Origin of the sequence: Flavobacterium sp. ZE23DGlu08, assembly GCF_030505335.1 — a bacterium.
GTDB classification, from domain to species: domain Bacteria; phylum Bacteroidota; class Bacteroidia; order Flavobacteriales; family Flavobacteriaceae; genus Flavobacterium; species Flavobacterium algoritolerans.
Map to the genome: position 1 here is coordinate 387,227 of NZ_CP130045.1, position 21,605 is coordinate 408,831.

The window sequence follows — 21,605 nt, forward strand, 5'->3', positions numbered from 1 at the left end:
ATTGAAAATTCACATTTCGTTATTTATAACCAAACTATAAACTATCAATATTCTTTTCCTTGTTGTATTTTCTAATTTGCAGCGCCATAGAAATCGCTAATAATAAATTGGCTACTATTCCCCAATAGCTACCTGAATACGTATTGATGAATACATTATATAGATTAACAAACAGTAAAATTACAAAGCATACTAATAAAATAATTCTAAAAATATGTACTCTTTTTTTGTTGTTATAAAAATCCATTTACTATTTTTAAAAGCCTAAATCTCTTTCAATCTCTTCCATTTCAATAATATCATGTGCTTCTAATAAAGAAGGAACAACGGTTAATTTTTCAGGAACCGCGTTATAATCAAAATCAGAAGTAACTATAACAAATGATTTTTTAGCTTTTTTATGAACTTTTGATAAAGGCATAAATAATTTCATATTACCCGCCGGTAAATCTTTGTAAAGCAAAAGATCTATGATTAGATTATGCTTTTCAAATGTCTTGTATTGATGAGTAACCTTCATTAAAAAAGAGGTAAAATCACCTTGCGTATCTCTAATGCTAATTGTGTGTCCTTTTTGATCTACTTTCATCTTTTTAATTTCTAAGTCTACTCAAGGTAGAGAATTTATAAATAGCTAATTTACAAAGTTTTATATTAAATTACTGAATTTTTGATGCCAAAAGATAAATTACGGCCATTCTAATTGCAACACCATTTTCAACTTGGTTTAAAATCACCGATTGTTGTGAATCAGCCACCTCACTGGTAATTTCGACACCACGATTGATTGGTCCCGGATGCATAATTATGATTTCTTTATTTAGGGAGTCCAAAATCGTTTTATCAACTCCATATTGTTGAGCATACTCTCTTGTAGATGGAAAATAATTCACATCCATTCTTTCGTTTTGCACGCGTAACATATTTGCCACATCGCACCATTCGAGCGCTTTTATCAAATTAGGTTCTACTGTAACACCTAGCGATTCAATGTATCTTGGAATCAACGTTTTTGGTCCGCAAACTTTTACTTCAGCTCCTTGCATTTGCAACGCATATATATTTGACAAGGCCACTCTGGAGTGCAAAACATCACCTACAATAACTACTTTTTTTCCGGCTACTTCGCCTAGTTTTTCTCTAATCGAATAACTGTCTAGTAAGGCCTGTGTAGGATGCTCATGTGCGCCATCTCCTGCGTTTACAATGCTGGCTTTTACGTTTTTGGAAAGAAAATAAGCAGCACCTGGATTAGCATGTCGCATTACCACCATATCTACTTTCATCGAAAGTATATTATTAACAGTATCTATTAGAGTTTCCCCTTTCTTGACTGAAGATTGTGCTGCCGAAAAGCTAATAACATCGGCAGATAAACGTTTTTGTGCTAATTCAAAAGAGAGTTTTGTTCTGGTGCTATTTTCGAAAAAAATATTGGCAATGGTAATATCTCGTAAGGAAGGTACTTTCTTAATTGGTCGATTGATAACTTCTTTAAAATGATCGGCTGTTTCAAAAATTAGGTCAATATCATTCTTGTTGATGTATTTTATTCCTAATAAATGATTTACGCTTAATTCTTTCATTTCTTTTTACGATTATTAGTTTTTAATGTTAGACTTTTAAACAAATCAGTATCTAACTTGTAATTAAATATACACCATCTTCACCTTCATTTTCTGCCCAGCTCACTTTTACTTTTTCGTTATTTATGGCATCTACCTGTCTTCCTCTATAATCCGGTTGAATCGGTAAATTGCGGCTAAAACGTCTGTCAATCAAAACTAGAAGTTCAATTTCTGAAGGTCTTCCAAAAGATTGAATGGCTGTCAAAGCGGAACGAATACTTCGTCCTGTAAATAAAACATCATCAATGAAAATAACTTTTTTGTTTTCAACGATAAAATTAATCTTGGTTTTATTAGCTTCTAATGGCTTATCTGTTCTTCGAAAATCATCTCTGAAAAAAGTAATATCCAAATAGCCCAATTGAATTTCAGGTGTTTGGTATTCTTTTTCTAATATTTCTTTCAAACGTTCTGCTAAAAAAACGCCTCTTGGTTGAATACCTACTAAAATAGTGTCTGAAAAATCTAAGTGTTTTTCAATTAATTGACAGGCCAAACGATGTAATATGATAGTAACTTCTTTTGCAGTAAGTAATACTTTTTGACTCATTGTAAAGTGTGTTGTTTGGTTTTGCAAATATACGAATTCCGATTTATGATTTTATAATTATAAAGAGAGAAAATAGAGTCATTTTTTATTTACCCCATGAAATCCAGGTAGCTTTATGCCAAATAGTTTCTAAAGGTCCTTGTTTATGGGTTTTAAGCCACCAGGTGCAAAATAACAATTGGATAATAAATAACACAATACCTATCAATAAACAATATGTTGCTCCCGTATATTCAAAAAGTCCTAATCCGTATCGATAATAAATAAAGGAACCAATCATAGATTGCATGATGTAATTAGTCAAACTCATTTTTCCAAAAGGAATAAGCCTAGACAATACTTTATTAACAGAATCCTTTTGATACAACAAAACAAATCCTGAAACGAGAACTAACATAAATGCTACGTTTGACCAAGAAGCAAATATAATAGTGAGTTTATTAGATAACGTTACTCTGGCTATAACATCTACCGTATGCGTCTTTAATACAAATAATGGTATAAATAAAATACTCGAGTAAAGTAATACTTTTTTCCAAAACTGCTGGTTTGCATCGGTTGCATTAAAAAGTTGTTTTCGACCCAGTAACATTCCAAACATAAATAAAGCCGGAGCCTGAAAAAACCTTCCATTTTCCCAAGACCATAATAGAGAAGCGATTTTTCCTAATGTCAAGTTTCCAACTACATAATCTACGAAAGAACCATTTTTCATATAAAGTGCAATACTTTCATAATATCCAGTTGATACGTTAGGCGGCGCTATATAATCCGGATTCAGTATATAATAAATACACCTTCCCCATTCTAAAGGTTGCAGCATCAAGATAACAGCCGTAATAAAAATAGCTTTGTTACTCCAGTTAACAACCGGTATCAATAAAAGCCCAAGAAAAGCATATAAAGTCAGAATGTCTCCTTGATAAAATGCTGTATTTATAAGTCCAAAAACTAATAATAGCATCATGCGCCAAAAAAATCGACCACGGAAATCATTCCCTTTTTTAGCTTGATTATCATTTTGAATGTAAAAACTAAACCCAAAAAGAAGCGCAAAAATGGCATAAGACTTTCCTCCAAAAAGAAAGAATAAAGTATCCCAAATTATTTTATCCAAAGCTACAAGCCAAGCTGGAAAATTTTCCGGTAAATAATAATATTCAAAATGTTCTACATTATGAAGTAACATAATTGACATAATTGCAAAACCACGTAAGGCATCAACTACGTCTATCCGAGGAGTTTTTAAATTGAAAGTAATGTTGGTCATATCAATAGCTCGGTTTAAATAGTAATAATAAAAATCAAAAATATATTTTTTTACATAAATAGTCGTTTAAAAAATATTTTTAAAGGTGCATTTTGTGATTTTTTTTAAAACTATTAAAAAATTTTACAATAAACAGTAGAAATTATATAACAAATTAGCCTCTTGATTTAGTAATTTTATATTTCAATTTAAAGATAAAAATCATGCAAAAGAAACTAACCAGAATATTAATGCTTTTAGTAGTATTAGTATCATTTACAAGTTGTTCAATTATAGAAGGTATATTTAAAGCGGGAGTTGGTGTAGGTATTTTTATTGTCATTGCAGTACTAGCGATTATCGCATTTATTGTAAGTAAAATTTTCAACAGAAATAAATAAAAACTGAATGTCGTATCATTAATTATTTCTAGTTAATTATTGAATACTTTACATTCTACAAAATAAAGCTATCCAGAAAGTAATTTTTGGATGGCTTTTTTATTACTCTATTTTTTATTCTTAAATACTTTTTTCAAGTGGTAAACAAATATTGCAATAATAATTAGTCCTAAATATCTTATAAATTTTTAATTTCAAATGCCTTTAATCGTTTTTACGAATCCGTTCATAGAATAAGTCAACTAACATTTTTTTGTAGCACTATTTTTAATAATTTAACAAAAATTTTAACAATTTAAAAATATAAATATGAAAAAAATTGCCCTAAAATCTAAAGTCTTTTTGAAATTTTCTTACCTACTTATCTTTTTTACTGTATTGCATTCTTGCCAAACAGAAGAATTAACGACAACAACATCTGAAGCTGCAAATAACAAAAATGCAAGTAACACATTAAAAACTGCAGCTCCTGTTTCAACTAAAATATCTAACGGAAATTGTAGTATTGATTGCATTAAAGCTGACGGTCCTTACTTTAAAACTTCTGAACAACAAATTGTAACTTGGGGTGGGCCTAATAATGACAAGTTCAGTAAAACAGTAAACATTGAGTATTACAATACTACTACTGATTTTATTTTGAAAGTAAAAAGTTCTAATGGATGGAGCGATTTGGTAATCAATGGTGTTTCATCATGGACAACAGGTCCTGTTGCTGAAAATACATGGGGAACTTTAGTTATTCCGCTAAGTTCAGGTTGGAAAGCTTGTGACATTAAGAGTTTTGCATTACAAATTGCAGGAAATGGACCTCAAGCCGTTTTTAATGTAAACTATAGCCTTTTTGGTATATGTACTGATTGTGTAACTTCATTTACAGCAGAAGCTATTTCGTGTGGTCAATCTCGTGAGGCAGTTTACACGTTTAAATCGGATGCTGATTTATCCTATTTTAAAATCCAAGGTGGATTGACTAATTTCACTGGAGCTAATGCTGTTGTAACTGTTACTGGCGGTACTAATACAACAACTACACAATCTACACCTGGTGGAAGTTCAAACAGAATAATAAAAGTTGAAGGAGGTATCGCTAAATGTTCAGAAGTAACAATCAGAGTAACTTGGAATTCTACTAATACTGGTGGTACAATTACCGGAAGTTGGTCTGTATCAACAAATAATCCAAATGTTGCACCTGCGCCTATTCTTGGTTTAACTTGTAATTAGAAATAATCAATTCAACAATATTGACATAATAAAAAAGGCGATTGTTTCAAAACAATCGCCTTTTTCTATTTGAATTTATTATTTAAGAATACATCTTAACTCTCAATTCTTGTACTTTTTCATCATCAAGATAATCATCAAAGGTCATGTAACGGTCAATCGCTCCATTTGGTGTCAATTCGATAACTCTATTGGCAACCGTTTGAGAGAATTCATGATCATGAGTGGTGAAAATCACAGATCCTTTGAAGTTTTTCAATGAATTATTAAACGCTGTAATAGACTCTAAATCTAAGTGATTCGTTGGTTCATCAAGCATTAAAACATTCGCTCTTTCCATCATCATTCGAGACAACATACAACGTACTTTTTCTCCTCCTGATAATACTCTACAGGTTTTTAAAGCTTCTTCTCCTGAGAAAATCATTTTCCCAAGGAAACTACGAATATTTACTTCATCACGCTCTTCTTCAGTTTTTACCCATTGACGCAACCAATCTACAAGAGAATAGTCACTCTCAAAAAAGGAATGATTTTCTACTGGTAAATACGCTTGGTTTGTAGTAACTCCCCAATCATAAGTTCCTGAATCGGCTTTTTGGTTTCCATTTAAAATTTCATAGAAAGCTGTAGTTGCACGTGAATCTTTTGAGAAAAGAACAATTTTATCGCCTTTAGCCATATTCAAATCAACTCCTTTAAACAAAACATCACCATCAATTGAAGCACTTAGATTTTGCACATTCAAAATTTGATCTCCTGCTTCACGCTCTTGGTCAAAAATAATCGCCGGGTAACGACGACTTGATGGTTTTATCTCCGAAATATTCAACTTACTGATCATTTTTTTACGAGAAGTAGCTTGTTTTGATTTGGCCACATTCGCACTAAAACGACGAATAAATTCTTCTAATTCTTGTTTCTTTTCTTCGGCTTTCTTATTCTGTTGTGCACGTTGCTTAGCCGCTAATTGACTTGATTCATACCAGAAAGTATAATTTCCTGAATAATGATTGATTTTATTGAAATCAATATCAGAAATATGGGTACAAACTGAATCCAAAAAGTGTCTATCGTGAGAAACTACAATTACTGTATTCTCATAATTTGCCAAGAAATTCTCTAACCAAGCGATAGTTTCAAAATCCAAATCATTGGTAGGCTCATCCATAATAAGCAAATCTGGATTACCAAAAAGTGCTTGTGCCAAAAGTACTCGTACTTTTATTTTTCCTTCCAAATCTCCCATTAGAGTATAATGGTTATCTTCGGTAATTCCAAGATTCGATAACATCGATGCAGCATCAGAATCAGCATTCCAACCGTTCATTTCTTCAAATTGCACTTGCAATTCCCCTATTCTATCTGCATTCGAATCATTGTAATCTAAATACAAAGCATCCATTTCTTTTTTGATCGCATACAGGGTTTTATTCCCCATCATAACGGTTTCGAGAACGGTACTTTCGTCAAACATGTTGTGGTTTTGATTCAAAACCGACATACGTTTTCCAGGTTCCAAGTGAATATGTCCCGATGTTGGATCCATTTCACCTGCAATTATTTTAAGAAAAGTAGATTTTCCAGCGCCATTGGCTCCGATAACTCCATAGATATTACCGTGTGTGAAGGTAGTATTTACTTCGTCAAACAAAATTCGTTTGCCAAACTGAACTGATAAATTATTTACTGTTAACATGAATATTTATTTTATAAAATTTTTGCAAAAATACGAAAAAAATACGAATTTTTTTTATCCAAAAAAGCACATTTTCAGGAATTGTATTTCGCTTACGATTAAATGACTAATCAAAAAAAAACCTGACACAAAATGCCAGGTTTATAATATCATTTTCTTTAAAACAAACCTTTCTCCAAATCATTAAAGAAACTAATATTTATTCAAAATAAAATAAATCAAAATATAAATAACCAAACTCAATTTCAACAAACCTATTTTATTTTTGAACTTTCATTATTTGATTAGTTTTTTCAAACTATTATATACTGCCAATTCTACATCGGCATGTTTTTTTGAATTGCATTGTTCCAATAAATCATTCATTACCGATGAATTTAAAGATTGTTTTTTTTCAATTCCTGCTAGAAGTTGTTCTGATATAGCACTTAAGCTTTTTGACAATGGTAAAAGTGGTTGAACCAAGGGTGCATTGGCACTCAAATCAATCAATTTTGTATTCATATCCACCCATTTTTTTAAATAATTGATTACTGCTGTTTGATTTTCTGTGCTTTGATTCGCTAAATATTTATTTACTGCTGTATCAAAATCAAAAACATCTAAAGCATCAGCTGTACACGCATCCGCAAATAAAGTAAAAGGAGAATACATGCGATATTTTATTCCATGACTGTTGCGGGTATATATTTTTAAAGGTTCACAAACATTTGAAAAATCATTCAGAGCAACAGTTTCCTGATTATTACTTATGTTCCTTAAAATTACTTCCTTATTCCTTAGATGTGTAATGCCCAGCTCTTCTAACCTAAAAGAAACCGTTTTTAGTCTTTTATGAAGACTATTCATATCAGTAACATTTTCATTAGACCATAATCGTTCCGCAATAGCAGCAGTACGTGGCCAAATCCTTGAATCTATATTTAATGGTGTTGCAAGTTCGCTCCACATAGCCGCTTCACCACCCAAAATCCTTGCTTTTTCTTCAGGAGTCAGAATACTGTTTTTAGAGATTGGATCATTTTTATAATGACTTTCTACTCCTAACATTAAATCAATGTAATAACCATTTGACAAAACTGTTTGATAACCATTTTTAGCTGCTTTGATTAATGATCCTCCAGCCGAAAGCCCTTCATTAGTTCCTCTCCAGGCATGAATAATAGCATCTTTAGACATGTTCTCAGTCATTATTTCTTCCCAGCCCATTAATTTTTTGTTATGCTTTTTTAACATTGGAACCAGCTTCATGTTAAAGTAGGTTTGCAAATCATGATTATTGGCCAGTTTATTTTTCTTCTTGAATTCTTGAATTTTAGGATTTGCATCCCATTCTTTTCCATTATTTTCATCACCTCCAATATGAAAATAATCCCCTGGAAATAAAGGACAAACTTCATCAAAAATTTCACCTAACAATTGATACGTTTTGGGATTTATTGGGTCTAATGTTGCATCAAAGATTCCTGATCTTCTTTCAACTGCATAATTTGCAATTGCAATACTTTGCTTTTTACTCTCCACTGAATTCGATTGTAAATCCACCACTTTACTGCCTATTTCCGGATAAGCGGCAAGTATTGCAGATGCATGGCCTGGAACATCAATTTCAGGAACAACCATAATTCCTCTATCTCCTGCATATTTTACAACATTCTTGATTTCTTCTTGGGTGTAGAACTCTCCATCTGAAGCCATTTCTGTAAACTTTGGATGATTTTTCATTTCTATTCGCCATCCTTGATCATCTACTAAATGCCAATGAAAAACGTTCATTTTCATGGAAGCCATAGCGTCCAGATTTCTTTTGATTACTGCTACAGGTTGAAAATGTCTTGCTGCATCTATCATCAATCCTCTCCATGTAAATCGTGGAAAATCTGTAATTTCAACTGCTGGAAAATAATATGATTTACTATTATTTTGCAATAATTGCAATACTGTTTCTAATCCATGTAGGGCCCCTAAATCAGTAGTTGCAGTGATTTTTATTTTATTGGAATCAATACTCAGTTGGTAACTTTCATCTTCATACAATCCTATTTTTCCGCTGCGAACACAACTAATTTGTAATTGAGCCTCTGGATATTCGTTAATTTTTGTCGAAAAACCCTGCTCAAAAAACAAACCCGTCCTACCGTCTAATCTTCGTAAAAAATTAGTTGCACCTACAAAAATTCGAGGATTTGGATTACCGGTAATATTTACTTTAAATCCTTTGCTTAAAGCAAAAGTACCGGCAGTCAAATTTACATTTTGAGGCCAAGGCATCAGATCTAATTGTTCTTTTTGTATTTGAGCATTAGAAACAAAAGCAGAGAATAATAGGATTAGAATGAATTTCATGTTATTTATCCGTTTTATAAAGTTAATTTTTAATAGTCGAAACGCTTGAAAGCTTCGATAGCTTCATACTCCGCAAGACCTAGATTATCATATAATTTTGCTGTACTTTTATTTCGATCTTCAGCTCTTACCCAAAATTCTCTAGAATCGTTTCCTTGAAACATTACCCTGTCTTTTTGAGATTGATGGTACAAAATGGCGTGTCTTTTTAGTAAAACTTCATCTGGACTTAAAGGAACTGCCATATCAATTTCGTGAATATCCCATTCATGCCAAGCACCTCTATACAACCATAACCAACAATCATTCATGTAAGGCTCTGGTTTCAGTTGTTTCATTGCCGCAAAAATTGCATTCAAGCAAACTTCATGCGTTCCATGCGGATCAGCAAGGTCTCCAGCAGCAAAAACTTGATGGGGTTTAATTTTTGCAATTATAGCAGCAACTATGGCTACATCCTCAGTTCCTAATGGATTTTTCTTTATTTGTCCTGTTTCATAAAAAGGCAAGTCTAAAAAATGAATATTTTCATCTTTTAATCCAATATATCTTGTGGCAGCATACGATTCACGTCTTCTGATTAAACCTTTCAATTTTCGAACTTCTAATGAATCAATCTGGTTTTCTGTTTTGTTATTTAGAAAATTGATAACTGCTTTGAAATTAATTTTAGTTTCATCCGCACCAATAAAATCGTTACAAACTTCGGCAAATTTTAAAGCTTCATCATCAGTAACGGCTATATTTCCTGAAGTTTGATACACCACATGAACATCATGTCCTTGTTTGATCAATTTTGAAAAAGTTCCTCCCATAGAAATTACATCATCATCTGGATGCGGACTAAAAAGGATTACTCTTTTCTTAGCTGGATTAGCGCGTTCCGGTCTGTATGTATCATCCGTATTCGGTTTTCCACCTGGCCATCCAGTTATCGTATGTTGTAATACATTAAACATATTGATATTTAAATCGTAAGCGGAGCCTTCTAAAGCTAAAAGATCAGACATACCATTATTATTGTAATCCCTGTCGGTTAGTTTTAAAATTGATTGATCTGTTTTTTGGCACAGCCAAACAATCGCTTTACTTTTTAACTCTTGTGTCCAAATACATTCTCCCACTAACCATGGCGTTTTGAATCGGGTTAATTCAGAAGCTGCCGATTGGTCTAAAACAAAAGTTGTATTGGTATGATTTTGCAAAAAAGTAGCAGGAACTTCAGAACTAATGTCTCCTTGAACGGTTCTTTTTATAATATCGGCTTTATTTTGTCCCCAAGCCATCAATACAATTCTTTTAGACCTTAGAATCGTAGAAACACCCATCGTAATAGCTCTTTTAGGAACATTATCAATACCATTAAAGTCTGATGAAGCATCTACTCTGGTGATATGATCCAAAGTAATTATTCGAGTTCCTGAATTGATATGCGAACCCGGCTCATTGAAACCAACGTGACCTGTACGCCCAATTCCTAATAATTGAAAATCAAGTCCACCTGCATTTTTTATTTTCATTTCATAATCAATGCAATATTGATTCAGTTCTTCGATAACTACCGTTCCGTCTGGAATATTTACATTTTCCGGATTGATATCAATATGATTAAAAAGATGTTGGTGCATGAAATAATGATAGCTCTGATTGTTCTCTTTTGTCATTGGATAATATTCGTCCAAATTAAAAGTGATTACATTACTAAAACTAAGACCATCTTCTTTATGCATTCGCACCAATTCTTCATATACTTTTATTGGTGAAGATCCTGTTGCTAAACCTAGAACACAAGGTTTATTTTCTTCTTGTTTGGATCTAATTAATTGTGCAATTTCCTGAGCGACAATAACAGACGCTTCTACTGAGTTTTTAAAAATTTCATTGTGGATTTTTTCAAATCTCGTTTCTTCAAATTTACCGGCACTTTTATAGCTGATGTCAGGTTTAATTTCTAAAGCACTTTTCATTTTATTTTTATTTATTCGATTTAATTACTTCGTTGATATTAATTGTTTTAATCTAAGTATAAAATTAAATAAAACGCTTTTCCTGAGAAAATAATTTATACCAACGGTAGCTTATTTTAAACCAACGACACAATTTTGTCAACAACGCGTTTTTCAACTGCAACAATTATGAGTTTTTCTTATCAATTTGCATATTTTTGATATTTTTATTTAAAAAGATTTTTAGTGTCAAATGATTTAAGTCCCATAAAAATCACTTTCTTTAAAAATGGTTACTCCAAAAGATAATTCCAACAAAAAATGAAGCATACCAACGAGGAAAAATTCGATAGCAAACTTCAAAATCATTTTTGGTTTTGGGGATTGTTTTTTTTGATGAACTTTCTACGATGGGGAGCGTATTTCAATGATTATGAATATTCTTTTAAATCTAATGTTTTAGAATTTTCGCTACATATTCCATTAGTCTATTTCAATTTATTTATTCTTATTCCCCGCTAGATATTAACATCAAAATATTATAAGTATACAGTTGCTTTACTTTTTAGTTTAATGATCATCTACTTATTAAAAACAGGATTAACCTATTACATTATTTCTGAGGATATTTGGCCAGAAGCTAATAGAGACTACAAACCATTTGACATCAATCATATTGTAGCTGTTTGCATTGGTGAGTTATATGTAGTGGCGATTACTTCATCCATTTATCTTACCCAAATTTGGCTCAAAGAAAGAGAACGAAACAGAGCCATAATTGAGAATCAATCCAAGATGAAACTGAAGTATTTAAAGAATCAGATTCAGCCTCACTTTTTCTTCAATACCCTGAACAATTTATACGCATTGTCACTGGAATCTTCTAATAAAGTTCCCGATGTAATTATAAAGTTGTCAAAATTGATGGAATATGTATTATATGATATCGAAGACACTAAATTTGTACCATTAATAAACGAAATAGATTATATTCAAAATTATATTGAAATTGAAAAACTCCGTTTTGAAAATGTAGAGGTAAGTATAAACCTAAAATCAAACATTGATGAAGTCAAAGTACCGCCATTACTGCTGATTTCCTTTGTGGAAAATGCCTTTAAACACGGTGGAGTAAATAATAACAATATTAAAATAAAGATAAATTGTAAAATTATTGATGGATACATACTTGATTTTGAAATGCTGAATAATTTTGTACTTTCACCAGATTTTAAAGAAAAAAAAGGAATTGGATTAACGAATACTAAGAAGAGATTAAAGTTAATTTTCAAGAAAGAATATAAATTAGAACAACAGGTAAAGTTCAATTTTTATATCATCCGCTTACAAATACCGCTATCTAATGAAGATTAAATGTGTTTTGATTGACGACGAACCATTAGCCATGAAAGTATTGCAGAATTATTTTAATAATTTTGCCGACTTTGAAATTACTGGTACATTCAATAATGCACTGGAGGCTCTAGAATTTATAAACAGCAACTCTGTCGATGCTGTTTTTTTAGATATTAATATGCCAATGATGACCGGTTTTGAATTGATTCGATTGATAGAATACAAGACCAAAATTATTATCACGACCGCCTTTAGAGAATTTGCTGCCGAAAGTTACGATTTAGATGTTTTAGACTATTTAGTAAAACCAATACCCTTACCAAGATTTATAAAATGCATTCATAAGATTGAAGCCGATTTCAATTTAAAAAACAATATTAAAATTGAACCGCATAAAATTGAGCCCCATATTTTTATCAAAGTAGATAAGAAAATGGTCAAAATAACCATCGATGAAATCCTGTTTATTGAAGGAATGAAGGAATACATAAAAGTAGTTGCAACCGATAAAACTTATATTACCCACAAATCATTGACCTCTTTATCCGAAGAATTACCTGCTGATAGGTTCATGCGCATCCATAAATCGTACACTATAGCCATTGATAAAGTAAAATCAATCGAAGGCAACAGGATACAAATCCTTTCTTACACGCTACCAATTGGTAGAAATTACACCAAAGATGTAAAAAGTAAAATTTTAGAGTAAATTCCGTTTCAATATTTTTATTTGAAAAAGCAAAAACTTCGAAAAAAAAGCATCGTTTTTTAACAAAAAGTGATTATTCTATAATTCTAACAATATTTATTCTAAATAATTTTTTTTTAATTTACTTAACAAATATATTTACGGTCTTGCAGCTATAAATGTAATTAACTTAATCATTAACCAATTTAAAATTATGAATTCAGAACAAACAAAGTCTAACAATTCCGCACTTTATACGCTCATTACCGTATTTTTCTTTTGGGGATTTATTGGAGCATCAAACGGTATTTTTATCCCTTTTTGTAAAGCCAAGTTTGGCTTAGATCAATTTCAAAGTCAACTTATAGATTTTGCTTTTTACGGAGCATATTATATTGGAGCATTACTTTTATTTATTTTTAGCAGCATCGCAAAAAAGGACATTTTAAATGCTTGGGGATTCAAGAAAGGAATTATTTACGGACTATTGATTAGTACATTTGGAGCTGTATTAATGATCTTAGCTGTAACACAGGGAAGTTATTTATTTATTTTAGGAGCTTTATTTATAGTTGCATTAGGCTTTTCACTACAACAAACTTCTGCACAACCATTTGCTGCTTCTTTAGGAGAAGCACACACTGCTTCAAGCAGATTGAATCTTGCTGGAGGAATCAATTCATTAGGAACTACAATAGGGCCAATAGTTGTTTCTATTGCCTTGTTTGGTGTTGTTGCTGGAGTAAATATTGAAGAATTTGCTCAAAAAGAAAACTCATTGGATTCAATGAGAATATTATATGTATTTGTTGGAGGTTTATTTTTATTAGCTGCAGCATTATTTCATTTTTCTAAAAAATTGCCAGCCGGTAAAAGTGACTCTACTTTTGAAACAGCCAGCAAAGCAATGAAAACGCTTATTGCTATCACAGTAATTCTGGTAGCTATTTTTGCTTATATATTTTCTCGTTATGAAGATTCTGAATTTATCACTCGTTTCATCGAGAATAAAGAGAAGGATTATTTAGGTTTAGCATTAACTGTGTCTACATTGCTAGTTGTAGTTATCGGTTTGTTTTTTGCCAATACTACAGCTCAGAAAAATCCTGAAGGTTGGGGTGCTATGAAATACCCACAATTAGTTTTGGGAATGTTAGCGCTTTTCGCTTACGTTGGTGTCGAAGTAACTATTGGAAGTAATCTTGGAGAATTATTGGTAACTGCTGATTTTGGTTCTATTTCTGGACCTGCATTAGCACCTTATATGTCTATGTATTGGGGAAGTTTAATGATTGGTCGTTGGGCTGGAGCTATCACCGTTTTTAACCCATCATCTCAATTAAGAAAAATTTTACTTATCGTTGTTCCTTATGTAGCATTTGGAGTGGTATTGACTGCTAATGCAATTTCTGGACAAGATGTTACACCGTTATATGCTTACGCATTAGTAATTTTATTCCAAATTGCAGGTTTCTTTTTAGGGAAAGATCAACCATCAAGAACCTTAATGATTTTTGGTTTAATGGGAATGGTTGCCATGATAATTGGTTTATTAACTACTGGTACAACTGCTATTTTTGCTTTTATGAGCGGTGGTTTATTTTTAAGTATTATGTGGCCTTGTATTTTCTCTTTGGCAATTGCCGGATTAGGAAAATATACATCACAAGGATCTGCATTCTTGGTAATGATGATTTTAGGTGGTGGAATTATCCCACCGTTACAAGGAAAACTTGCTGATATCATTGGAATTCATCCTTCTTATTTCATTCCAGTTTTGTGTTTTGCATTCATAGCATTCTATGGTTGGAAAGTAATTGGAATTTTAGAAAAACAAGGAATAGGAAAAGAAATAGAAGTTGGTGGAGGACACTAATTTTAACACAAACTAACCAAAACCAAACCAATAAAAAATCCCATTATGCTTAGCAAAATGGGAGTTTTTATTTACCGAAATCTCAAATCAAAAATCGTTACCCGAGCCTGAAAGGCGAACAGGCGAAGCAATCTGCAATCTCAAATCTATTTATTTCCTTTCTCGAAATCAGCAACAAACTGTGCCAATCCAATATCAGTCAATGGGTGTTTCAATAAGCCGTAAATGGCAGATAATGGACCAGTCATAACATCAGCACCTATTTTTGCACAGTTTACAATATGCATCGTGTGACGAACTGAAGCAGCAAGAATTTGAGTTTCATAACCGTAATTATCATAAATCAATCTGATTTCTTCAATCAAAGCCAAACCGTCTGTAGATACATCATCTAAACGACCAATAAACGGAGAAACATAAGTAGCTCCAGCTTTTGCAGCCAATAAAGCTTGACCAGCGGAGAATACTAAAGTTACATTCGTTTTAATTCCTTTATCCGAAAAGTATTTAGCAGCCATAACTCCTTCTTTAGTCATAGGTAATTTCACCACGATTTGCTCATGTAAATCAGCTAATTCTTCTCCTTCTTTAACCATTCCTTCGTAATCCAAAGCATTTACTTCGGCACTTACATCACCATCAACTAGGTTACAAATGTCAACGTAATGTTTCAAAATGCTGTTTTTACCTGTGATTCCTTCTTTTGCCATCAATGATGGATTAGTTGTAACACCATCCAAAACGCCTAATGCTTGTGCTTCCTTAATTTGAGCTAAATTAGCCGTGTCAATAAAAAACTTCATAATATATCTATTTAATTGTGTGTTTTATAATTTGGGCATGACCCTTCGTAAAAAACTTCGGGTCGGGCTTTTCGCTGTATCTTTTTTGTTCCGCTTTTGCTTTGCACAGCGCTACAAAAAAAGGATGCCGCTACAATCCCTCATGCATACGTAAATTCAAATACTTGACAGCCACTGGCGTTCTCCTCTTAATCTCACGCTGCTAAAATTCGGTGCAAAATTACAACTTATAATGATTCATAAGCATTTTTTCATATACTTTATCTGGTAAAATTCTCTTCAAGACAATCGAGAATTTTTGCATAAAAACCCCTACTTTATAATGAATTTTAGGATTTGGAGTTTGGATAATTTTATACACCGCTTCTGCCATTTCATTAGGATTATTGCCACTATCAACATGTTCATCCATAGTTTTTAGTGAATCCCCGTACGGAATTTCGTAAGCAGAACCTTTTATAACCGGAGCATGATAACGTCCCGAAGCAATATTTGTAGCAAAATCACCCGGAGCCACATTCGTAATATGAACACCAAAGGATTTCACTTCCATACGTAACGCTTCGGTTATAAGTTCAAGGGCACCTTTGGAAGCTGAATAAACACTTCGGTATGGCAAGCCCATATACGCGGCAATTGAAGTAATATTGATAATCAATCCTGATTTTTGCGAACGCATTTGTGGTAAAACGGCTTTCATCACTTCAATTGGACCAAAAAAATTAGTCTCAAAATTGTTCTTGATTTCATGCATTGGAATTTCTTCCAATGGTCCTGTAATACCCACACCGGCATTGTTAATTACAACATCCAGTCTTCCTGAAATAGCAATTACTTTGGCTACAGCCGTATGAATAGAATCTGCATCCCGAACATCTAAAGCTACCAATGGAAAAACAGAATTTAAAACTCGTTCCGGATTTCTACTGGTTCCATAAACAACAAAACCTTTTTTATGCAAAAATTCGCCAATAGATTTCCCTATTCCCGAAGAACCTCCTGTAATTAGAACTACTTTACTCATTTATTTTGTTTAAGGTTTAAAGTCTAAAGTTTTTGACATCTTGTACAACTACAAAAAGCTAAACCCAACTTCAGTTAGAATAGTCCAAAAATAAAAAAATCCTCCCGAAGGAAGACTACTTTTGTAAGAAATAAAAAATGGCAAGCGACCTACATCGCACCGCTCAACCACGTACCCTTGCTATGTTCCCATCCTGGGGGAGTCTGCAGGAGCTGGTCGTGTAGGACTTGCCGGTGCAAATATACAACCTTTTTATATTTTTGCAAGTGCTTTGCACCTATTAAAATAACGTTGTATATTGGGGTATTCAAATTTTACATTATGAAAAATTATAACATACTATCTATCATTTTATTAGGAACCTTATTCGTTAACTGTGGTGATACAAAAAAAGGTGAAAATTCTTTATTTACCTTTGATAATTCAAAATTTAAGGAACAATACGAACCTCAAGAAGCACTTTCTTTGGAAATTTTGAACTCCAATTCAAAAACTATTGACAGTATTATTTACTATGTGAATGACAAAAAAATTGGTTCCAAAAAAGGAGTTGACAAATTAATTTTTGAATTAAAAGATCAAAAACTAGGCTATCAAAACCTAAAGGCTTTAGTTTATTATGAGGGACAAAACTCAGAAGCGACCGCAAGAGTAGAATTAGTATCTAATATTCCGCCAAAATTATTGAAGTATACCATCGTAAATACGTATCCGCACGATATTCAAGCGTACACTCAAGGATTAGAATTTTACCGTGATACGCTTTATGAAGGTACAGGAAACGGATCAGGTCCATCTGGAAAAAGAGGAATTTCCAGCTTAAGAAAAACAAATTATAAAACTGGGGAAGTTTATAAGAAAGTAGAACTAGATGCTCAATATTTTGGCGAAGGAATTACAATTCTAAACAATAAAGTTTACCAATTGACATGGAAAAATAATGAAGCGTATGTTTATAATGCAGATACTTTCAAAAAAGAAAAAACAGTTCCATATTACAAAAATATGGAAGGCTGGGGTTTAGTCAATGATGGTACAAACTTATATATGACTGATAGTTCCGAAACGATACATGTATTAAATCCTGAAACTTTCAATGCGATTGACCATATCAATGTTTACTCTTTAAAATCTAAAGTAAAGGGTGTAAACGAACTGGAATGGATTAACGGAAAAATATATGGAAATGTGTACCAAAAAGATGCAATTGCTGTCATTAATCCTAAAAATGGAGCGGTCGAGGGAATAATCAATCTTGCAGATTTGACTACAAAAATTGCTAAATTAGAAGATACTGACGTTTTAAACGGAATCGCTTACAACCCAAAAACAAAAACCATTTTTGTAACCGGTAAAAACTGGAATAAAATGTTTGAAATCAAAATTTCAGAGTAATTATCATATAAAATGACAACGTTAATTATCAATATAAAAGAGTTACTTCAGGTTCGAGAAACGGCTATAGCTAAAGTTTCCGGTGCTGAAATGGCAATCCTTCCAACTATCAAAAATGCCTTTTTAGTAATTAAAGGCCATTTAATTGCTGATTTTGGCTCTATGGATAATCTACCTCAAATACTTGCTGACAAAACGATTGATGCCACCGGAAAAATGGTTTTGCCTTCTTGGTGCGACAGTCATACCCATATTGTTTATGCCGGTAATAGGGAGCAAGAGTTCGTCGATCGAATCAATGGCATGACCTATGAAGAAATTGCCAATCGTGGCGGTGGAATCTTAAATTCTGCTAAAAAATTGAATGAAACGACCGAAGAAGAAATCTATAATCAATCCAAAGCACGACTTGAAGAAGTCATGCGTTTAGGAACTGGCGCTGTAGAAATCAAATCAGGATATGGATTAACAGTTGAAGGAGAATTAAAAATGCTTCGCGTGATTCAACGTTTAGCGCAAAACTATCCAATAACCATTAAAGCAACTTTTTTGGGTGCTCACGCTTTCCCATTAGAATTTAAAGGAAATCATCAAGGATATATAGATTTAATCATTAACGAAATACTACCTAAAATTGCCAAAAATAAACTGGCAGAATTCATCGATGTATTTTGTGAAACCGGTTATTTTACTATTGATGAAACCCAACAAATAATGGAAGCTGGGATTAAATTTGGCTTAAAGCCAAAAATACATGTCAATCAATTCAACTCTATTGGCGGAATTCAGGCTGGAATTAAATACAATGCACTTTCGGTTGACCATCTAGAAGTTATGACAACAGAAGATATTGAAGCTTTAAAAAATACAGAAACAATGCCTGTAGCGTTACCATCCTGTTCTTATTTTTTGAGTATTCCATATACGCCGGCACGAGAAATGATAACTGCCGGACTTCCTCTAGCTCTTGCAACCGATTACAATCCAGGTTCTACTCCATCAGGAAATATGAACTTTGTTGTTGCTACTGCGTGTATCAAAATGAAAATGACTCCCGAAGAAGCCATAAATGCGGCTACAATAAACGGAGCTTATGCCATGGGAATTTCAGCAACCCACGGAAGCATAACCATTGGTAAAAAAGCAAACCTCATAATTACAAAACCTATCCCTTCCTATTATCAATTGCCGTACGCTTTTGGCAGTAATCTAATTGATACTGTATTGATAGAAGGTGAAATTTTCGCATAAAAAAAGAGGAACATTACGTTCCTCTTTTTTATTATGTAAACTATTGTTTATCTTAAAACAAAACTTGTTTTAGAAACTAATATATCTCTATCGAAAATATTAATGTAGTACGTCCCTTTAGCAAAATCTTTACCTCTTAAATCTTCAGTAACATTGATTGTTTTGTTTTCATATTTCACATTAGTTAAAAAACTATATGTTAAAGTATTGTCTCCAAAAGTCTCTGTTTTTTTATCTCCTAAAACATTGTTTTTACTGTCAATTACTTGAACATAATATGTTTTATCACCAGATTTAGCAATTTGGTTTTCAGCTATTGTAAAATTAACTCTAAGAACATCAGCTCTGCTTGCTTTATCAGTTTCAATTTGTTTGCCTGAACTTCTTAATTTAAAAGCAGAACCTCTAGTGTTTAAAACCGTCAATTTTGAACCGATTTCAACCGCTTTAGCCAATTCTTCATTTTGACCTGTTAATGCTTCAACATTCTTTTTAGTTTCTCCTAATACTACAACTGTACTATCACGTTGAGTAGTAAGTGTTGTATTTGCCTTTTTTAAATTGTCATTTTCAGCAATTAAAACTTTCATATTTCCTTGCAAAGCATTGAATTGAGTTCTGTATTTCGATAATGAAGCTACATCCCCTTTCGATTTACTTAAATCAGACATTAAGTTTACCACTTTATCTCTTTCTTGAATTAACTCTTCAGACATAGATGTGTTTTCTGCAATTGCAGCATCATAGGTTGATTTTAATTCTTGTAAATCTTTCATAACTGATTCTTTCTCAGTTAATGTCGTTTTCAATTCTGTTTTAACGATTTCGGTATCTGAAGTCATTTTAAAAATATAAACTAAACTTCCCACTAATAAAATAGCTAATACTGCTATAACCGCTTTAAGACTTGAACTGCTTTTTTGATTTTCCATCTTTTAATTTAATTTAATTTATTTTACAAATTTAACAATATATAACCACGTAATAACGTAAGTTAACGTAATTATATTATTTTTGGAAAAAAAATATTTTTTTTAATGGAAAAAATTATCCCGTTTACCATCAAAGATCTTGCAAAAATTACGAACCATAGAAGTGGTGAAATAAAATTTGGAGAGAAAATGATAACTGTTCCAAAAGAGACCGATGCTATTGAGTTTTTAAAGACTTGTGACGCAAAATATGTACTGTTTGGAATTCCGGAAGATATAGGCATAAGAGCTAATTATGGCAGGCCTGGTGCAGCATCAGCATGGGATAGCGCCATTAAAAGTATCGCTAATATTCAGCACAATCGATTTTGTAAAGGAAGTCAACTTTTTGTATTAGGCCAATTGAATGTTAGTGCCGAAATGAAAGAAGTAGAGCATTTAGATTTTAATGATATTGATGATCGATCTAAATTAAGCCAACTGGTAGAAAAAATTGATAAAGATGTTTCTCATATAATTTTCAATATTATAAAACTGGGCAAAATTCCTATAATTATAGGTGGCGGACATAATAATTCCTATGGAAATATCAAAGGAACCGCTCTTGCTAAAGGAAAACCTATCAATGCTATAAACTTTGACGCTCATTCCGATTTTAGAATTTTAGAAGGACGTCACAGCGGTAATGGTTTTTCATATGCTTTTGAAGAAGGGTTTTTAAAGAAATATTTTATTTTTGGTTTACACGAAAATTACACTTCCAAAAGTGTATTGGACATCATTAAAAAAATAGAAGACCGTGTGCGCTACAATACTTATGATAGCGTAAACATTAGAAAAGAAAAAGATTTCAATCAAGAAATGGCTCTAGCATTAGAGTTTATAAATGAAGATTTTTTTGGAATTGAGATAGATCTGGATTCCATTCCTAATATAGCTTGTAGCGCAATGACTTTGAGTGGTTTCTCAGTGGAGCAACTGCGCCAATTTATATCCTATTTTGCAAAAAATAAAAATGCGACCTATTTGCATATTTGCGAAGGCGCACCAGATTTAGGAGAAGAAAAAAACAATCATCTGATAGGTAAACTTATAGGATATTTAGTAACTGATTTTATTAAATCTAATACTATTTAGTCTGTTTTATTGATGAATTTCTAAATTCAAAATCTACAAGTTGTACACCTAAATACCTTGTAATCCACCATCAAAAATAATAATACTATCTTTGTCG

General features: G+C 32.3%; 20 protein-coding genes and 1 other RNA gene. 9 read left to right on the forward strand and 12 right to left on the reverse strand.

Annotated elements, in window-relative coordinates; all coding sequences use genetic code 11:
• Positions 1–34: 34 nt before the first annotated feature.
• From Q1W72_RS01750 to Q1W72_RS01770, 5 genes are all read right to left on the reverse strand, one after another.
• A complete protein-coding gene (locus Q1W72_RS01750; protein WP_099715636.1) occupies positions 35–247 on the reverse strand; it encodes a hypothetical protein in 213 nt (70 codons plus the stop codon).
• Between the two features lie 9 nt (positions 248–256).
• Complete coding sequence (locus tag Q1W72_RS01755) at positions 257–589, reverse strand: ribonuclease Z (RefSeq protein WP_099715637.1); 333 nt, start codon at positions 587–589, stop codon at positions 257–259.
• A gap of 70 nt (positions 590–659) precedes the next feature.
• Complete coding sequence (locus Q1W72_RS01760; RefSeq protein WP_099715638.1) at positions 660–1,586, reverse strand: aspartate carbamoyltransferase catalytic subunit; 927 nt, start codon at positions 1,584–1,586, stop codon at positions 660–662.
• Between the two features lie 52 nt (positions 1,587–1,638).
• Positions 1,639–2,178: a bifunctional pyr operon transcriptional regulator/uracil phosphoribosyltransferase PyrR gene (pyrR, locus tag Q1W72_RS01765; RefSeq protein ID WP_099715639.1), complete on the reverse strand. Its 540-nt coding sequence runs from the start codon at positions 2,176–2,178 to the stop codon at positions 1,639–1,641.
• A gap of 85 nt (positions 2,179–2,263) precedes the next feature.
• Positions 2,264–3,448 carry a DUF418 domain-containing protein gene (locus Q1W72_RS01770; RefSeq protein WP_199074799.1) on the reverse strand — a complete coding sequence of 395 codons (1,185 nt, stop codon included), beginning with the start codon at positions 3,446–3,448 and terminating at the stop codon, positions 2,264–2,266.
• Between the two features lie 203 nt (positions 3,449–3,651).
• On the opposite strand from Q1W72_RS01770, the gene Q1W72_RS01775 reads away from it, so the two are divergent.
• Together Q1W72_RS01775 and Q1W72_RS01780 are read left to right on the forward strand one after the other, a co-directional pair.
• A complete protein-coding gene (locus Q1W72_RS01775; protein ID WP_199074802.1) occupies positions 3,652–3,828 on the forward strand; it encodes a hypothetical protein in 177 nt (58 codons plus the stop codon).
• A gap of 309 nt (positions 3,829–4,137) precedes the next feature.
• Entirely contained in the window at positions 4,138–5,055 is a 918-nt protein-coding gene (locus Q1W72_RS01780; protein WP_099715640.1) for a hypothetical protein, read from the forward strand.
• Between the two features lie 82 nt (positions 5,056–5,137).
• On the opposite strand, the gene Q1W72_RS01785 is transcribed toward Q1W72_RS01780, so the two are convergent.
• The 3 genes from Q1W72_RS01785 to nagB all read right to left on the reverse strand — a co-directional run bounded on the left by Q1W72_RS01785 (position 5,138) and on the right by nagB (position 11,067).
• A complete protein-coding gene (locus Q1W72_RS01785) occupies positions 5,138–6,754 on the reverse strand; it encodes an ABC-F family ATP-binding cassette domain-containing protein (protein ID WP_099715641.1) in 1,617 nt (538 codons plus the stop codon).
• 276 nt (positions 6,755–7,030) lie between these two features.
• On the reverse strand, positions 7,031–9,100 hold the full coding sequence (locus tag Q1W72_RS01790; protein WP_099715642.1) for a beta-N-acetylhexosaminidase: 2,070 nt from the start codon (positions 9,098–9,100) through the stop codon (positions 7,031–7,033).
• A gap of 29 nt (positions 9,101–9,129) precedes the next feature.
• The gene (gene nagB, locus Q1W72_RS01795; protein WP_302137027.1) at positions 9,130–11,067 is read right to left on the reverse strand and encodes a glucosamine-6-phosphate deaminase; all 1,938 of its coding nucleotides are present in this window, start codon (positions 11,065–11,067) and stop codon (positions 9,130–9,132) included.
• 300 nt (positions 11,068–11,367) lie between these two features.
• Here nagB and Q1W72_RS01800 point away from each other — a divergent pair, with 300 nt between their 5' ends.
• From Q1W72_RS01800 to Q1W72_RS01815, 4 genes are all read left to right on the forward strand, one after another.
• Positions 11,368–11,568, forward strand: coding sequence for a hypothetical protein (locus tag Q1W72_RS01800; RefSeq protein ID WP_302137028.1), 201 nt, complete (start codon positions 11,368–11,370; stop codon positions 11,566–11,568).
• 51 nt (positions 11,569–11,619) lie between these two features.
• The gene (locus tag Q1W72_RS01805) at positions 11,620–12,420 is read left to right on the forward strand and encodes a sensor histidine kinase (protein ID WP_302137029.1); all 801 of its coding nucleotides are present in this window, start codon (positions 11,620–11,622) and stop codon (positions 12,418–12,420) included.
• Positions 12,410–13,111, forward strand: a complete 702-nt coding sequence (locus tag Q1W72_RS01810) for a LytTR family DNA-binding domain-containing protein (RefSeq protein WP_302137030.1) — start codon at positions 12,410–12,412, stop codon at positions 13,109–13,111. Before Q1W72_RS01805 ends, Q1W72_RS01810 begins: the two co-directional genes overlap by 11 nt.
• 193 nt (positions 13,112–13,304) lie before the next feature.
• Positions 13,305–14,966: an MFS transporter gene (locus Q1W72_RS01815; protein WP_121341967.1), complete on the forward strand. Its 1,662-nt coding sequence runs from the start codon at positions 13,305–13,307 to the stop codon at positions 14,964–14,966.
• 146 nt (positions 14,967–15,112) lie between these two features.
• Here the strand turns inward: Q1W72_RS01815 and fsa are convergent, their stop codons facing one another.
• From fsa to ffs, 3 genes are all read right to left on the reverse strand, one after another.
• On the reverse strand, positions 15,113–15,769 hold the full coding sequence (gene fsa / locus Q1W72_RS01820) for a fructose-6-phosphate aldolase (RefSeq protein WP_099715647.1): 657 nt from the start codon (positions 15,767–15,769) through the stop codon (positions 15,113–15,115).
• A 220-nt stretch (positions 15,770–15,989) separates the two neighbouring features.
• Positions 15,990–16,793 carry an SDR family oxidoreductase gene (locus Q1W72_RS01825; protein WP_302137031.1) on the reverse strand — a complete coding sequence of 268 codons (804 nt, stop codon included), beginning with the start codon at positions 16,791–16,793 and terminating at the stop codon, positions 15,990–15,992.
• A gap of 135 nt (positions 16,794–16,928) precedes the next feature.
• An RNA gene (gene ffs / locus Q1W72_RS01830) (signal recognition particle sRNA small type) lies at positions 16,929–17,026 on the reverse strand.
• A gap of 88 nt (positions 17,027–17,114) precedes the next feature.
• Here ffs and Q1W72_RS01835 point away from each other — a divergent pair.
• Both Q1W72_RS01835 and hutI read left to right on the forward strand, forming a co-directional pair.
• Positions 17,115–18,188, forward strand: coding sequence for a glutaminyl-peptide cyclotransferase (locus Q1W72_RS01835; RefSeq protein ID WP_302137032.1), 1,074 nt, complete (start codon positions 17,115–17,117; stop codon positions 18,186–18,188).
• Positions 18,189–18,200: 12 nt separating this feature from the next.
• Entirely contained in the window at positions 18,201–19,439 is a 1,239-nt protein-coding gene (gene hutI, locus Q1W72_RS01840) for an imidazolonepropionase (protein ID WP_302137033.1), read from the forward strand.
• 47 nt (positions 19,440–19,486) lie between these two features.
• On the opposite strand, the gene Q1W72_RS01845 is transcribed toward hutI, so the two are convergent.
• Positions 19,487–20,371: a hypothetical protein gene (locus tag Q1W72_RS01845; protein ID WP_099715651.1), complete on the reverse strand. Its 885-nt coding sequence runs from the start codon at positions 20,369–20,371 to the stop codon at positions 19,487–19,489.
• A 105-nt stretch (positions 20,372–20,476) separates the two neighbouring features.
• Between Q1W72_RS01845 and Q1W72_RS01850 the strand changes: the two genes are divergently transcribed.
• A complete protein-coding gene (locus Q1W72_RS01850; protein WP_099715652.1) occupies positions 20,477–21,508 on the forward strand; it encodes a formimidoylglutamase in 1,032 nt (343 codons plus the stop codon).
• Positions 21,509–21,605: the final 97 nt, after the last annotated feature.